The following is a 14,940-nucleotide window of genomic DNA, read 5'->3' as shown; positions in this document are numbered from 1 at the left end:
GGAGGGGGTGTCCCTCTACACCGCTGTGGTTTGGTCAGTCAGCCTCAAGCACCCCATCCGCTTGGCCTATCTGCTCAAGGAGCAAGGCGGGCGACGGAGCTATGTCGTCTTGTTCTCCACGGATATCGACGGTGACCCCCTGGTGATCTATCAAGGCTACGCGGCGCGGTTTCAAATCGAATTTATCTTCCGCGATTGAAGAGTATCTTAGGACTCGCGATAAAGAAATAGGCAGCCAAGCCCCCAAAAAATATTCTTTCACGAAGGAGTACACGATGTCAGATCCGGTTAAAACGAATTTGAATTTAGGCAATCTCAAGTCCGATTTGTTAGATCTTGCATCAAAGTTAAATATAGATGATGGAACAAAAGAAGTTTTTGTTCAGGCAATTATCTTAAAAGTTGCAGGAAATTTAAGTGCAACAAGAGAAAGATTGGCAATTCTTTATGAATATGAAAAGAACTATTTAGAATTAATTCAGGAATACAAAGAAGAAATAAAATTTGCAAATAACTTGCAGGAAGAATTGAGGAAAGAAAGAACCAAGTTTTTTGCTGAATCACTCAAAGAAGTCTCTGAGACGCTATCCTCGACTCAAGTAGATCCTAATGTTGCTTCCATGTGGATCAAGGAGCTTGTAGAAAGCTACACAAAAAGTATTGATATGTCAACGAGTTTGATTGAGGAAAATGTTTTAAGTATGCTGGGCGAAATCAAAAAAGAGGCTAGAAGTGGAATTCAATCCGTAGCGAATTCCTCACAGGAGAGTGATGGATGATTCAAGAAGAAACGCTACTAACTCTCAAATGCCTGAAACAGTGCCGAGAAGCACTTGTTTCATCTTTTTTGCATGAAGACGAAGCCATTTTTGGCCCTATGTTCGAGTTTGAAAATGAAAGCTTTTTGATGGAGTTATCCATTGAGGAATTTTTCATTGATTGGATAAATCAACATTTCCCCTTGTTTCAATCTTTGCATGAGGATTCTTCTGATATCCCAGAAGCTTCTAGAGAGACATTCATAAGTCTAATTCTTACTCTTGTGCAAGATCACATTAAATTCAGCAGCCCGATGCTGACGAGCGAGAGTCGAGATTTTATCCTCAGTATTCTTGAAGACAAAAAAATAGCTTTAACAAGCCTTTTAGATTTGAGTAAAAACTCAGAGAAAAATTATCAAAAATTACTTTACTGGCAGAAAAAAGACAGAGCATTATTTCAACGAAAGATCGCTTCTCTTAAGGCAGGTAGCTAAATGAATATGTTTAAGATGTTTGACAAGCTAGATGATATTGTTTACGCACCAATTAAGCTGGTGACTGACTGGGCTGGCGAACCATTGAAAAAGTCAGCACATCGCAGAGAAATGGAAGCGAGGAAAAAAGAAAATGAGCTTGAGATCAAGAAAGAGACAGAAGTAACAAGAATTTTAATGGAGATTGAACAATATAAAAAAGAAAAAGAAAATGAGCTTGAGATCAAGAAAGAGACAGAAGTAACAAGAATTTTAATGGAGATTGAACAATGCAAAAAAGATAGAGAATTCGCAAGAATGACAGCTGTTTCTGACGCTATTATAAAGTATCAGAAAGAGCTGGCTAACCTGAATGTTCAGGTAATTAACTCTATTAACGATATGCAAATCGATTTTCGACATAGGGCACAAACCCTTGTTTATGAGAGAACTATTAAATATAAGGAGCTTCAAGATAGTGCTCTTAATGATGCTGCTGAAGATCTAAAAAGAATTGAGCGAGATTTCCCTGAAAACTCAAGAGCGAGAGATATTTTAACCAAGGCCGTAGATCAAAGACTTGCGAATATAATCACTACGGCTCATAATTTTCTTCTTGAGTTGAATGCTGATCTTAAGTTACTGAATGAGAATATGACTCTTCTGGCAAATAAAGGACAGTTTTTTATAGAACAGCATCTTGACAAATTTCATGTCATTGATTCCACTATCCAGGAGGCTAGAAGAATTGAAGGCAAGTAATTTCTGGACGTTTTTGAGTTAGCTTCAGAGCTTCCTATGGTTCAACTTCAGCCCAAGCTCCTGACCGTCCGTGACTTCATTGATCACTATGGCGACAACCCCCAATACGAACTCATCGGTGGAGAGCTAACCAACGTAGAACCCACAGGCATCCATGAGCAGGTTGCAGGCTTTGTGGGGCGAAAGCTCAATGTCGCCATTGATCAGCAAAACGCGCCCTACGTGATTCCCTACCGCTGCCTGATTAAACTGCTGGGCACCGAAACTGCCTTTCGGCCCGATGTGGTGGTACTGGATCAGGCCCAGCTCGCCCAGGAACCGCTGTGGCAGCAGGAACCCGTCATTTGTCGGGGGGCATCGATCAAGCTGGTGGTGGAAGTGGTGAGCACCAACTGGCAAAACGACTATGCCCGCAAAACCGAAGACTATGCCCTGCTGGGGGTGCCCGAATACTGGATTGTGGGCTACCTGGGGCTAGGAGGGCGCGACTACATTGGCACCCCCAAACAGCCCACGGTAACGCTGTGTGTGTTGGAGGGTGATCGCTATCAAAAACAGGTGCTCCACGGGGACGATTTGCTGCGATCTCCCACTTTTCCTAGTCTCAGTTTGACGGTTAGACAGATCTGCATGGCTAGCCAATAAAAGCCTATTGATATTGCGTTAATAGAAGAGTTTTGAGCGTACTTAAAGGTAACTTCCCTCGGGAACCTTCGTTTACAAAGGCAAAAACTGTACTCGGTTCAAAAATTCTTCGGTCACGCCCAGTTTTGCGATCAGCTCAAGATCTCTAATACAGGTGCCAATCGAGACTTTTGATTGTCGGGCAAACACAACGCCAGGGAAAGGAATAGCTAACATTTGCCGATGTTTTGCCTCAACCAGCAGGTCATCATCTTGGGAAAACAGCACTCGATGCAACTCAGTTGCTCGATCTAAAACTTCAGGATCAGCAATTCCGCTGCGGTGATCTTCTTGAACCGTTAAAACATCAACTTGCCGCTGGCGCAACCCGTTTGTAATTGCCCCATGAACGTTTTCATCCATGTAGAAAGCCAGACTCATGGCAACAATCCCTGGGCCTTAAGACGAGCAACAAAGGGTGACTCTTCAGCCTGCTGCTCTAGCTGGGCCACATAGGCTTCTCGTCGCTGAATATCGGCATCCAGGGCTTCACGGTGATCCCAATAGTAGGCCAGGGCTGCATAAATTTGCCCCATGTTCAAGTGGCGATGGTTGATTTGAATTTCTTCTGGAGTCCAACCATAGGTTTGTTGAGCTATCACCAGCTCGACCACCTTCATCGTCGTCCCCGCAATCAAAGGGACGTTATCTTGACCGAGGACAATGTGGGGATACTCAGTCGGTATCAGACTTTGAGCATCAATCATGGTAGGAGAGGCGATCACAACTACCTGCTATCGTAACAAGCCTATTTACAAATCTGGGCTTTCATCTCCTTACATAACAAAGAAGCCGGATTTCTCGAAGAAACCCGGCTTCTGGTTTAGCCGCTAGCTTAGACCTTCGCTTCCTCCTTCACCAGCTTCTCCCAGCCCAGATCCTTGAGGCTGTCGTTGCGGCGGAGGGGGCGGGTCACCAGTTCTAGGATGTCGCGGGCGTTGGTGAAGCCGTGGATTTGGGCGAAGGTGAACTCCACCGACCACTTGGTGCTAATGCCGCGAGCTTCTAGGGGGTTGGCATGGGCCATTCCGGTGATGACCAAGTCGGGGCGCAGTTCTTGGATGCGCTGGATTTGGTTGTAGTTATCGGGTTTTTCGGTGATTTTGGGCAGGGGTTGGCCCATGTCGTTGCAGGTTTTTTCGAGCAGGGCGAGTTCGGCGGCTTGGTAGCGTTTATCCATGTAGGGGATGCCGATTTCTTGCACCGTCATGCCGCAGCGGGTGAGGAAGCGGGCCAGGGAGATTTCCAGCAGGTTATCGCCCATGAAGTAGACGGATTTGCCGCGAATGATTTGCAGATAATCTTCGAGGGATTCCCAGATTTTGGCTTCCCGTTCATCGAGGCCTTGGGGTTCGATATTGAAGACGGAGCAGATTTTTTCGACCCAGGCGCGGGTGCCGTCGGGGCCGATGGGGAAGGGGGCACCGATCAGCTTGCACTTGCGGCGGCGCATCAGGGTCGTTGCCGTGCGCGACAGGAAGGGGTTGATGCCTGCCACGTAGTAGCCTTCATCGATGACGGGGAGTTCGGTGTAGCGTTTGGCGGGCAGCCAGCCGGAGACCTTGATGCCTTGGCGCTTCAGTTCCAGGGTCATTTGGGTGACGATGGGGTCGGGCACGGAGCCGAACAGAACTAGGGGCGGGTGGTCGTGGTAGGCGGTGTCGGTCGAGAGGTCTTTGGAATGCTCGTCTTTTTTGGGGTCGTCTTTTTTGCGGCCAAAGCTCAGCAGTTTTTGGATGCTGCTGCGTTCTTCTTTTTCGGCGGGGGTGACTTCCTCGCTGGTGGGGCAGCGTTGGGCCATGGCGGCGAGGACGGTGTCTTCCCCTTGGGTGAAGGCGTAGTCTAGGCCGTTGGCGCGGGCGACCACGATGGGAATGCCGATTTCCGCCTCTAGGCGGGGGGCCAGCCCTTCGAGATCCATTTTGATGATCTCGGTGGTGCAGGTGCCAATCCAGACGATGACGGAGGGGTTGCGGTCGCGCTTGATGCCCTCACAGAGGCGCTTCAGTTCTTCGTAGTCGTTGAGCTGGGCGGAGATGTCGCCTTCTTCCAGTTCGGCCATGGCGTAGCGGGGTTCGGCAAAGATCATCACCCCCATGGCGTTTTGCAGAAAGTAGCCGCAGGTCTTGGTGCCGATTACCAAAAAGAAGCTGTCTTCAATTTTTTGGTACAGCCACGCCACGCAGCTAATGGGGCAAAAGGTGTGGTAATTTCCGGTGTCGCAGTCAAATTCCAGGGCAGACGTATTGGGTTGAGATTGGGCGAGGGTCATGGCTAGGGATCGAGTAGGGGATCGGGGGACGGGCCTACCTGGGTCTGTCGTTTTCCCTCCCACCGGATCCGGTGCAAACCTCGTCATCGTGGGTGGGGGGCGGTGGAGGGGCGGCGTCGATGGTGATGGGGGTGGGTTCTGGGAGAGAAACCTCCTCCACTGGCACCAGGGAAACCTCAGGTTGGGCGCTGGTCGGCAACATGTGCTGTGCCTTCGCCAACGCCTCTAGCTCCTTCACCGGGTTGGTGTTTAGGCCCAGGGCGGCAATAATGCGGTCGGGGCTGCTGCTCAGGCTGACGACCAGGGGCAGCAGATTGTTGAGGTCGGGTTCGAGGGTAGACAACACCCCCAAAATGAAGCCCGATGAGGGTCGCCGTTGGCCGTCGAGAGTCACCCAAATGCCTAATTTGTCGATCCACTCGCGGTTGTCGCGGTAGTAGGAAAGCCACTTGATTTTTAGCGAGCGCCGCAGTTGTTTACTGTTCACAGATCCTCGTGGGCGGGGTTCGCCAATCTCTAGTCCAGAGATGGATTAAACCAGAAAACCGTACCGGGGGTCAGTGATGTAGCCGTGATTGATCCGGGATTAACCAGGGATTGATCAGGAAGACTCGCTATAAATCAGTGCCATCGGACAATAGGGGATGATCCTCGTTGGCGTCGATGGTGGTGGGCTCTTCGCCGTTGTCCAAAATCATCTCTGGGTCAAAGTTCAGACCCAACACCTGCACCAGGGCGTCTTCGTCAGAGTTGAGCTGATAGAAGGGCACCATCAGGTTCGAGAGCTTTGGCTCTAGGGCATTGACCACCCCTAAAATGAGGAAAGAGGACGGTCGTCGGCCCCCATCGGGCGTACGGACAGAGGTTTGCTGCATTTGGATGGTCAACCAGCCGCGATTGGCTTGCACATAGTCCAACCATTTCTGGCGGATGACCTGGGTAAAGTTCTCAAAAAAGGCCATAATCCTGCCTCGTTTGCTAATTTGAATGGCTGCGTACCGATGATAATGCAGCCCTCCCGAATCAGAACTTTATCCGGTGAGATCTTTGCAGCGGGGAGAAGCCCTCGGCCCCGGAAGCCCTCACCCCCAGCCCCTCTCCCATGGGGAGAGGGGAGCCGGAAGGAGGAAAACCGTAGGGTGCATTCGCGAAGCAATGCACCGCCCCAGATATCGCGCGGATGGTGCATTGCTGGCGCGAATGCACCCTACGAGGGGCTGGGGGGTCAAACCATCATCAGATCCATCTCCTCCACGTCCTGTTTGGGGGCATCGGCGGGCGGGTTGAGGTAGAAGTCCGATAGCAGGCTGAATAGGTCGCGGTCGGGAGTTTCGGTGGGTACCACGCCTTCGGGACGGGCCAAAATCTGGTCGGCGATGTTGAGGTAGTACTGGCAGACGGGTTCCAATGAGGGATCGGTTTCCGCCATTTCAAACACCGTCTTGCCCTTGACGCGGGAAATGCGGATGTCCTCAATCAGCGGCAGAATTTCCAGCACGGGCATGGGGACGTGCTCGACGTACTTGTCGATCAAATCGCGCTTGGAGGTACGGTTGCCGATTAGCCCCGCTAGCCGCAGGGGATGGGTACGGGCCTTTTCGCGCACCGAAGCGGCGATGCGATTGGCGGCAAACAGGGCATCAAAGCCGTTGTCGGTGACGATCATGCAGTAGTCGGAGTAATTCAGGGGGGCGGCAAACCCGCCGCAGACCACGTCGCCCAACACGTCAAACAAAATCACGTCAAACTCGTCGAAGGCGTTCAGTTCCTTCAACAGCTTCACGGTTTCGCCCACCACATAGCCGCCGCAGCCCGCCCCCGCCGGAGGGCCACCCGCTTCGACGCAATGCACGCCGCCATAGCCCTTGTAGATCACGTCGTCCGCCCACACGTCTTCGTAGTGGAAAGACTTTTCTTGCAGCGTGTCGATGATGGTGGGAATCAGAAACCCGGTGAGGGTAAAGGTGCTGTCGTGCTTGGGGTCGCAGCCGATTTGCAACACCTTGCGCCCCCGCTTAGCCAGGGCTACCGAAATGTTGCAACTGGTGGTGGACTTGCCAATGCCCCCTTTTCCATAAACAGCGAGCTTGAGTGTCTGGTTGTCCATAGGGATGACGCGATGTAGGTAGGGCAAACGAGAAGTGGGATCCCCCCTGCCCCCCCTTGGGAAGGGGGGAACTGGAGTCAAAGTCCCCCTTCCCAAGGGGGATTTAGGGGGATCAAATCTAGGCAACAGTTCACCCAGGGGCGCTTTGCGGTGTGGGGATAGGCGACCCGCCACGGCAAGGCACCCCCAGGGGATCTGTTTTCAAACTTGGTCTGAGTCAATGGGGTCTGACGCAGCCCAGGGTGTTTCGGCTGTTTGGATTATGTGCACAGCCCCAGAGCCTTGAGAAGGGGTGCTGAGAACAACTAGGGGCGGAAATCAGACCTTAACGGCTTAAATAGCCTTCTATCAGCTTCCAATGATTCAAAATCCTATTCAAAGCTTGATAAACTCTATCAGTTAAATTTGTGTTGTTATTAAAATTAAATTAGAACAATAACAAAATAACGATCCTTAAATCTTTTAGCGCAGAATATTCCCACCTAGACCATGGCCGTCGGGAATTCCTCAGTTCTACGTGGCGGCCTGACAAACCTGGCCAAGATCCAGATCCGTCAAAGAGGCAGGAGGGGCAGAAGGAGGAGGGGCAGAAGACCTGACCCCTACGGTATTTGGGTGCGCGGTGGTCTTACCCAATGCAAAATCTTTGGCCCATCGCGTAGGGTGCATCCGCGAAGCCATGCACTACCTAGAGGTTTCGACCGAGCCATCAGCCTGACAGGCTCGTTGATTAGGTTCTGGGTCTGTGGCGATCCCTGGCCGCGATTCAACGAAATCGAAAATTCTCTATAGATTTGTAAAATTTTTATCTATGCAACGAACTGTTGCCGATTGTGTAGAGATAGTTGCAATGGGCGAGGCTTGTTCACGTCATGAGTTTCGCGCAATGGGTACGTTACGCCTGATATCAGCTCGCCATGCCCCCTAGGTTGACGATAATGCCGAAGGTTGATCAACTCATCGCCGTTTTTGAGGACGCTAGGGCGCTAGTGGCCCATCCCGATAATGACTTTTCGTGGTCGTCGTGGATTGACCAGGACGATGCGCTGGCGGAACTGAATGCCATCATCGCGGCGTTGCGGTCGGGGGGATACCCAAATCTGTCGATGGGTATCCTCTTTGCCCCTACTGGGCCGATGCAGGAGGTGAGCCTCAGCAGTGGGTGGGGGCAGGAGTTTCTGGCGTTGGCCGAGCGGTTTGATGGGGCGATTACCCAAGACGATCCCCTTGGGACTGATTCCTAGGAACAGCCTAGGACTGGATTCCAAGATCGCTTCAGCCAAAGGTCTGCTGGGCCAAAACCTCGGCTAGGATAGGCGCAAGGGTAGGAGGAAGCATGTATATCGTGATCGCTGGCATGGGACGGATGGGCACGGAACTGGCTAAAACGCTGTTGACGATGGGCCATACGATTGCCGTGGTAGATAGTAACCCCTTGGTGTGTCAGCAGGCCCGCGAAAAGATTGGTGTGATGGCCTTTGAGGGCAGCGCTGTGAACACCACCGTGCTCCTAGAAGCTGGGATTCGCAAAGCTGGGGTCGTCATCGGCACCCTCCAGGAAGATGCCCTCAACTTGGCCCTGGTGACCCTGTGCAAGCACTATGGGGTACCGCAGATTATTGTGCGAATGAGTGATCGTGACTTTGCGGAACCCTACCGCCTTGCTGGGGCTACCCACATCATGAGCACCGTTGAGCTGGCCATCAACCGCATGATCAATGCCATCGAATATCCCCAGGTGGATGCCATGATGCACTTCGAGCAGGGCCAAATTGAGGTGCTGAAGCTCTCCATTCCCAACGCCTGCTCCATTGTGGGGCGTAGCGTCGCCGAAATTGCCCAGGATTCCCGTTTCCCGATGGGCACCCTCATCATCGGCTACCAGGCCCACCCCCACGAAGCCCTGAGCATTCCCAACGGCAGTTCCGTCATCGAAAGCGGCTCTACCATCCTAGCGGTGACTAAACCGGAACTGGTGCGGCAGTTGATTGACTTCATGGGCCTAGGTGTCCCCGCTGAGATGCCGTTACCGTTATAGTCCTCTAGCGGGGCGCAGTCTCCTTTGAGGTAAATTGGGGCAACCACTGCTAACCCGATGTGCAACTAATTTCAAAGAGAAGGTTTTGTCTCCCAAGGCTAGAGCTATCAAGGAGTCTAGCGGTTTCATGAAGACAAAACCATGTTCAACATCGACGAGTTTATCATCGCGTCATTAGCCATCAACCACTAGAAAATGGCTATAAGCCCTTCGCTCACCTAGGGATTGATCCATGAGGGGGCAATGGCCAAGTGGGCGGTGGGGTTAAACTCTTCCTCTAGGGCTATCCCCTGGTCGTTTCCCTGGTCGTCATCGTCGTTGACGACCTCGCTGGGGAAGAGGCGTCGTTTCTCTAGATCGTGGAAATTAAACAGGTTGGGGTCGGCCAGTTGGGAGGGGGCGACGTTCTGTAAGCTGCGAAAGAGGCTGTCGGTACGTCCCGGCCATTGTTTCTCCCAGTCTTGGATCATCTGTTTAATCTGTGCTCGTTGCAGGTTGGCCTGGGATCCACAGAGGGTGCAGGGAATGATGGGGAACTGGCGATAGCGGGCATAGCGGGCGATATCTCGTTCTGGGCAGTAGGCGAGGGGTCGAATCACCACATGGCGGCGATCATCGGTGAGCAACTTGGGCGGCATGGCCTTTAGGGTGCCACCGTGGAACATATTGAGGAACAGGGTTTCGATCAGGTCGTCCCGGTGATGGCCGAGGGCAATTTTGGTGGCTCCTTCCTCAGCGGCAACTCGGTAGAGAATGCCCCGTCGCAGTCGAGAGCAGAGCCCACACATGGTTTTGCCCTCAGGGATGACCCGCTTCACGGTGCTGTAGGTGTCTTGCTCCACAATGCGGTAGGGAACGCCAACGGCCTCAAAATACTCTGGCAAGACGTGGGCCGGAAAACCGGGTTGTTTTTGGTCGAGGTTGACGGCGAAAAGCTCAAACTGAATGGGCGCACTGCGCTGGAGGTGGCGCAAAATATCCAGCAACGTGTGGGAATCCTTACCGCCGGAGAGGCACACCATCACCCGGTCGCCCTCCTCAATCATGCGGTAGTCTCGGATGGCCTGCCCCACCCTAGCCCGCAAAAAGCCCTGGAGTTTCTTAAAGCTGTTGGAGGTGGGGTGCTGTACGCCAACCATAGACGATGCCTTATGCCATGCCGCGCCAACCGTGGCCCTGGCCCCATGAGAATGTGCCCATCTATCCTACCAAGATGAACCGCACCATCGGCACTGCGCCATTTTCTTGGTAGCCCACTATCCTAAAGGCAATAGGGTTGTTCCTCACGGGTGGATGCTGTGTTTACCGGGTTGGACTTGGTGGTGATTTTTATGGTGGTGGGGGTGATCATTTATGCGACCCGCGCCGATGGGGGTGGGGGCGAGGTCAAAATTGACGCCCTGACCTGGCTGGTGTTGGTGATTGTGGTAGGGATGATTGTCATTTCGTTGACCTAGGGAATGGGCGGCTGGCGTGGCCCCCTTGAGCCCCTAGTCGGCGATGACAAACGATTGAGAAAGCCAATCAGTGATTAACCAATCCAAGGCTTTCCAGTACAATAGCCACCCAACAGCCACGCGATGAACCCCATGCCGACTCCGGTAAGGGTGCTAGAGCCTCACTCTCCCTGTCGTATCCAGTTAGGACCTGTTCCCCATGACCTCCGTTGTCCCTCGCTCCACGGATGACCCTCGTCTGAGCCAACTGCCCGCATCGGTGCGGGCACACCTGCAAGATCGCTTCAACCTGGTCATTCCTGACTCCTCCGCCCAAGACCTGCCCGCGCCATCCCAGTCGCCTACCCCTGTGACCTCACGCCCTACTACGCCTAAATCCAACGCCCCCTCCCAGTCTGCCACCGCCCAGGGTGACACCAAGGCTCCCGCTGCGGCCATCGTCACCCTCAACCAGGTGGGGAAATTTTACCCCAACGGCAGCACCGCCCTCACCGACGTGAGTCTGACCGTGAACCAGGGCGACTTTTTGTTTGTGACCGGGCCGTCGGGTTCGGGCAAATCCACCCTACTCAAGCTGCTCTACGGCTATGAGCGGCCCACGAGCGGAGACATCCTCGTCGCCAACGAACCCATCGCCAAACTGCGGGGCAACAAACTGGCGATGATGCGCCGTCGTATTGGGGTGGTGTTTCAAGATTACAAACTGATTCCTCGCCGCACCGTGGCTGAAAATGTCGCTTTTGTCCTGTGGGCGCAGGGGTTTACCCGCAAGGAAGTGCATCGCCGCCTGTGGCCTGCCCTAAAAATGGTGGGGCTTCAAAATAAGGCCCAGTGTTTCCCAGACGAACTCTCAGGGGGCGAACAGCAGCGGGTCAGCATTGCCCGTGCCGTGGTCAACACGCCGCCCCTGTTGCTGGCTGATGAACCCACCGGAAATCTGGATGCCGACAACTCCCTCCAGGTAATCAAAATTCTCAAAAAGCTCAACTCCATCGGCATCACCGTCATCGTCACCACCCACGATGAGCAGTTGGTGCGGATCTCCAACCATCCCGTGGTGCAAATCCGAAACGGTCGCCTTCACCACCTAGTGCGTTAACCCAGGAACAGAGAGGATGGCCTATCAGGTTTTCTGTTGCCATGAATCCCGATGCCCCGTCTGAGTTTGAGATGGGTTGCCTACGGATTCCCAGAGCGGATCGGAAAAGGAGCCCGGAGACGGTACAAAAATTCTTCCTTACTATAGAGGTAGCCTAAGCGACCGATCCGGTAATGTCTAAAGGCCAGGTTGGATCCGCACGACAACGCACTCTAGGTAAAACAGCCCACTTGGCAGTATCGGTGACTGGTCTCCGGTCTCCCCCCGATCTACGATGCCCACTCTGGTGCTGACTGGACTTGAGGTGTTGCCTAGGATGGTCGTTGGGCATCACCCTGTTTTGGGCATCAAGCCTGTTTTGGGTATCAAGCCTGTTTTGTTCATCAAGGAAGATGTGCTATGGCACAGTCCCTTTCCCCGTCCCAGCCCCCTTCCCCTCGGCCCAGTGCAGAGGAGTTGGCGTGGCACCATGTGTCAGCCCAGGTCGTAACCCAGCAGTTGGGGGTCCATCCCGATCAGGGTCTTGCAAAGAAGGAAAGCCATGCTCGGTTAGATCGCTACGGCCCCAACGAAATTAAGGGCAAACAGGGCAAGCATCCGATCCTTTTGTTCCTACTCCAGTTCAATCAGCCCTTGCTCTACATTTTGCTGATGGCGGGGTTGATCAAGGCGCTGCTGGGGTCTTGGACGAATGCCGGGGTGATCTGGGGCGTGACGGTGATCAATGCCATCATTGGCTTTGTCCAGGAATCCAAAGCAGAAAGCGCCATTGCGGCCCTGGCGGCGGCGGTGGAAACCGAGGCCATGGTGCGCCGAGATGGCCAGACCCAGCAGGTGTCCTCCCGCGATTTGGTGCCGGGGGATGTGGTGCTGCTGAACTCTGGTGACAAGGTGCCCGCCGATTTGCGGCTGCTGCGGGGGCGCACCCTGCAAATTAACGAATCTGCCCTAACCGGGGAATCCGTTGCCGTGGAAAAGCAGCCGGATCTGGACAGCCTGCCTGCGGATACCAGCCTTGCCGACCGTCACAACATGGCCTATGCGGGGAGCTTTGTCACCTTTGGCCAGGGAGAAGGCATCGTCGTCGCCACCGGGCTGAGTACCGAAACCGGGCGCATCTCCAAGCTGATGCAGGAGAGCACCAACCTGGTCACGCCCCTGACCCGCAAGTTTGACCGCTTCAGCAAAACCCTGCTGTACGTCATTCTCACCGTGGCGGCAGTCACCTTTGCGGTGGGGCTGGGCTGGGGCAATTCGCCGCTAGAGATGTTTGAGGCCGCCGTGGCCCTGGCGGTGAGCGCCATTCCCGAAGGCTTGCCCGCCGTGGTGACGATTACCCTGGCCATTGGGGTGTCGCGCATGGCCAAGCGCAATGCCATTGTGCGCAAGTTGCCCGCCGTGGAAACCCTGGGCAGCGCCACGGTGATCTGTTCCGACAAAACCGGAACCCTGACCGAAAACCAGATGACCGTCCAAACCCTCTACGCGGGTGGTCATCACTACGACATAACAGGCGTGGGCTATGCCCCCCACGGCGAACTGCGCGATGGCGAAGACAACCCCGTGCCGCCGGATGCCTTGTCCCTGCCTCTGCGCCAGTGTTTGCAGGCGGGAATGCTCTGCAATGATTCAGAACTGGAACACAAAGACCACGACTGGAGTGTGGTGGGCGATCCCACCGAGGGAGCCTTGCTGGTGGCGGCACGAAAGGCCGGGTTTGACCGCAAGGAACTCAACGCCAGCTATCCTCGCATTGACAGCATCCCCTTCGAGTCAGAATTTCAGTACATGGCCACCCTGCACCAGCAGGACGGCGAGGGGCAGTGGCTATTGATCAAGGGGTCTGTGGAAGCGGTGGTGGATCGCTGCGATGCGGTGCGGATGGGGGACGGCACCGCCCAGCCGATCAACCGGGATCATGTGTTCCTCCAGGCGGAACGCATGGCCTCACGGGGGCTACGGGTGCTGGCCTTTGGGGGGAAAGCGTTCCACGGTCACCACTTCGACCACGACGACCTCAAAACCGAGATGGTCTTCCTAGGCTTGCAGGGCATGATCGACCCGCCCCGTTCCGAGGCCATCCGCGCCGTGGAAGCCTGTCAAACCGCCGGAATCGAGGTGAAGATGATCACCGGGGATCACAAAGTCACCGCCGCCGCCATTGCCGACCGCATGGGCTTGAGTACCACCGAGGAGGTGATCGCCTACACCGGGAAGGAACTGGCCACGTTTGACGCCACCGAACTGACCAACGCCGTCCAGAATGGCTCCGTGTTTGCGCGAGTAGCCCCAGAGCAGAAATTGCGCCTGGTGGAAGCCCTGCAAGCCAAGGGCCACATCGTCGCGATGACCGGAGATGGGGTGAACGATGCCCCCGCCCTGAAGCAGGCGGACATCGGCATTGCCATGGGCAAGGCGGGCACCGAGGTGGCCAAGGAAGCCGCCGATATGATTCTGACCGACGACAACTTTGCCTCCATCAAAGCAGCGGTGGAGGAAGGACGCAACGTCTTTCGCAACCTGATGAAAGCCATCGCCTTCATCCTGCCCGTCAACGGCGGCGAATCCATGACCATTCTGCTCAGCGTGCTGATTGGCCGGGGCGACGTGCTGCCCATCCTTTCATTGCAAGTGCTGTGGCTAAATATGGTCAACTCCATCGCCATGACCGTGCCCCTTGCCTTCGAGCCTAAGTCCTTTAATTTGATGAACCGTCCCCCCCGCAACCCCAACCAGCCGCTATTGTCTAAACCGTTGCTGCACCGGATCGCCCTGATTTCCGTCTTCAACTGGATTTTGATCTTCGGCATGTTTGAGTGGGTGCGCCGCAACGGGGTTGATCTGGGCTGGATTTCCACCGATCTCAATGGCAATGACGCGGATCAACACCTCTTGGCCCTGGCCCGCACCATGGCCATCCAAGCCCTCGTCGCCGGACGGATTATCTACCTGCTCAGCATGACCCAGTTTTGGGCTTCCCTATCGGCACGACTGCAAGGGATGACAGTGCCCCTAGGAGATGCCACGGCCATCGGCTACGGTATCCTAGTGGCGGTGGTGTTTCAGGTTATCTTTAGCCAAGTTGAATTTATGAATATCCTGTTTAAAACCGCCCCCCTCAACCTCACGCAGGGGCTGATTTGCCTGGGCGTGGCACTGCCGATGCTGGTGGTAGCGCTCATCGCCAACCGCCTCAATCCCCAGAACTGAGGCCCAGTCCTGGCCCATGTCCCTATTGGAGTAGGCGAACAAAAGGACGGGAGGTATAGCCATCGACGGATGGGTGA

16 protein-coding genes and 1 pseudogene are annotated in these 14,940 nt (G+C 54.3%); 10 read left to right on the top strand and 7 right to left on the bottom strand.

The window, feature by feature from the left end:
* The 5 genes and pseudogenes from H6G62_RS13200 to H6G62_RS13180 form a co-directional block, all read left to right on the top strand.
* Positions 1-196, top strand: a pseudogene (locus tag H6G62_RS13200) (IS4 family transposase); the annotation flags it as partial.
* A gap of 79 nt (positions 197-275) precedes the next feature.
* A complete protein-coding gene (locus tag H6G62_RS13195) occupies positions 276-779 on the top strand; it encodes a nickel transporter (RefSeq protein ID WP_190495829.1) in 504 nt (167 codons plus the stop codon).
* Entirely contained in the window at positions 776-1,255 is a 480-nt protein-coding gene (locus H6G62_RS13190) for a hypothetical protein (RefSeq protein ID WP_190495827.1), read from the top strand. The genes H6G62_RS13195 and H6G62_RS13190 overlap by 4 nt, the downstream gene beginning before the upstream one ends.
* A 15-nt stretch (positions 1,256-1,270) precedes the next feature.
* Positions 1,271-1,996 (top strand): hypothetical protein, encoded by a 726-nt coding sequence (locus H6G62_RS13185; RefSeq protein ID WP_199324950.1) that lies wholly within the window; start codon positions 1,271-1,273, stop codon positions 1,994-1,996.
* Between the two features lie 36 nt (positions 1,997-2,032).
* Positions 2,033-2,641 (top strand): Uma2 family endonuclease, encoded by a 609-nt coding sequence (locus tag H6G62_RS13180; protein ID WP_190495822.1) that lies wholly within the window; start codon positions 2,033-2,035, stop codon positions 2,639-2,641.
* Between the two features lie 72 nt (positions 2,642-2,713).
* Here the strand turns inward: H6G62_RS13180 and H6G62_RS13175 are convergent, their stop codons facing one another.
* From H6G62_RS13175 to bchL, 6 genes are all read right to left on the bottom strand, one after another.
* The gene (locus H6G62_RS13175; RefSeq protein WP_190495820.1) at positions 2,714-3,061 is read right to left on the bottom strand and encodes a DUF5615 family PIN-like protein; all 348 of its coding nucleotides are present in this window, start codon (positions 3,059-3,061) and stop codon (positions 2,714-2,716) included.
* Positions 3,058-3,405, bottom strand: a complete 348-nt coding sequence (locus tag H6G62_RS13170; RefSeq protein ID WP_347239353.1) for a DUF433 domain-containing protein — start codon at positions 3,403-3,405, stop codon at positions 3,058-3,060. Before H6G62_RS13170 ends, H6G62_RS13175 begins: the two co-directional genes overlap by 4 nt.
* A 110-nt stretch (positions 3,406-3,515) precedes the next feature.
* Positions 3,516-4,952 (bottom strand): ferredoxin:protochlorophyllide reductase (ATP-dependent) subunit N, encoded by a 1,437-nt coding sequence (locus H6G62_RS13165; protein WP_190495818.1) that lies wholly within the window; start codon positions 4,950-4,952, stop codon positions 3,516-3,518.
* Between the two features lie 34 nt (positions 4,953-4,986).
* Positions 4,987-5,439, bottom strand: a complete 453-nt coding sequence (locus tag H6G62_RS13160) for a DUF5331 domain-containing protein (protein ID WP_190495817.1) — start codon at positions 5,437-5,439, stop codon at positions 4,987-4,989.
* 127 nt (positions 5,440-5,566) lie between these two features.
* The gene (locus tag H6G62_RS13155) at positions 5,567-5,914 is read right to left on the bottom strand and encodes a DUF5331 domain-containing protein (protein WP_190495814.1); all 348 of its coding nucleotides are present in this window, start codon (positions 5,912-5,914) and stop codon (positions 5,567-5,569) included.
* A 263-nt stretch (positions 5,915-6,177) separates the two neighbouring features.
* On the bottom strand, positions 6,178-7,059 hold the full coding sequence (bchL, locus tag H6G62_RS13150) for a ferredoxin:protochlorophyllide reductase (ATP-dependent) iron-sulfur ATP-binding protein (RefSeq protein WP_190495812.1): 882 nt from the start codon (positions 7,057-7,059) through the stop codon (positions 6,178-6,180).
* A 938-nt stretch (positions 7,060-7,997) separates the two neighbouring features.
* Here bchL and H6G62_RS13145 point away from each other — a divergent pair.
* Positions 7,998-8,303 (top strand): hypothetical protein, encoded by a 306-nt coding sequence (locus tag H6G62_RS13145; RefSeq protein ID WP_190495810.1) that lies wholly within the window; start codon positions 7,998-8,000, stop codon positions 8,301-8,303.
* A 92-nt stretch (positions 8,304-8,395) separates the two neighbouring features.
* Positions 8,396-9,097 (top strand): TrkA family potassium uptake protein, encoded by a 702-nt coding sequence (locus H6G62_RS13140; RefSeq protein ID WP_190495808.1) that lies wholly within the window; start codon positions 8,396-8,398, stop codon positions 9,095-9,097.
* A gap of 218 nt (positions 9,098-9,315) precedes the next feature.
* Here H6G62_RS13140 and ttcA read toward each other — a convergent pair whose 3' ends face one another.
* On the bottom strand, positions 9,316-10,236 hold the full coding sequence (gene ttcA / locus H6G62_RS13135; RefSeq protein WP_190495806.1) for a tRNA 2-thiocytidine(32) synthetase TtcA: 921 nt from the start codon (positions 10,234-10,236) through the stop codon (positions 9,316-9,318).
* 150 nt (positions 10,237-10,386) lie between these two features.
* Here ttcA and H6G62_RS13130 point away from each other — a divergent pair, with 150 nt between their 5' ends.
* The 3 genes from H6G62_RS13130 to H6G62_RS13120 all read left to right on the top strand — a co-directional run bounded on the left by H6G62_RS13130 (position 10,387) and on the right by H6G62_RS13120 (position 14,863).
* Positions 10,387-10,554, top strand: a complete 168-nt coding sequence (locus H6G62_RS13130; protein ID WP_190495803.1) for a hypothetical protein — start codon at positions 10,387-10,389, stop codon at positions 10,552-10,554.
* A 199-nt stretch (positions 10,555-10,753) separates the two neighbouring features.
* Positions 10,754-11,653 carry a cell division ATP-binding protein FtsE gene (gene ftsE / locus H6G62_RS13125; protein WP_199324949.1) on the top strand — a complete coding sequence of 300 codons (900 nt, stop codon included), beginning with the start codon at positions 10,754-10,756 and terminating at the stop codon, positions 11,651-11,653.
* Between the two features lie 399 nt (positions 11,654-12,052).
* On the top strand, positions 12,053-14,863 hold the full coding sequence (locus H6G62_RS13120; RefSeq protein WP_190495801.1) for an HAD-IC family P-type ATPase: 2,811 nt from the start codon (positions 12,053-12,055) through the stop codon (positions 14,861-14,863).
* Positions 14,864-14,940 lie beyond the last annotated feature (77 nt).

Origin of the sequence: Phormidium sp. FACHB-1136, from assembly GCF_014697375.1 — a bacterium.
Taxonomy (GTDB): domain Bacteria; phylum Cyanobacteriota; class Cyanobacteriia; order Phormidesmidales; family Phormidesmidaceae; genus Nodosilinea.
The sequence above is the reverse complement of the archived record's forward strand: the minus strand, read 5'-3'. Positions and strand labels throughout refer to the sequence as shown.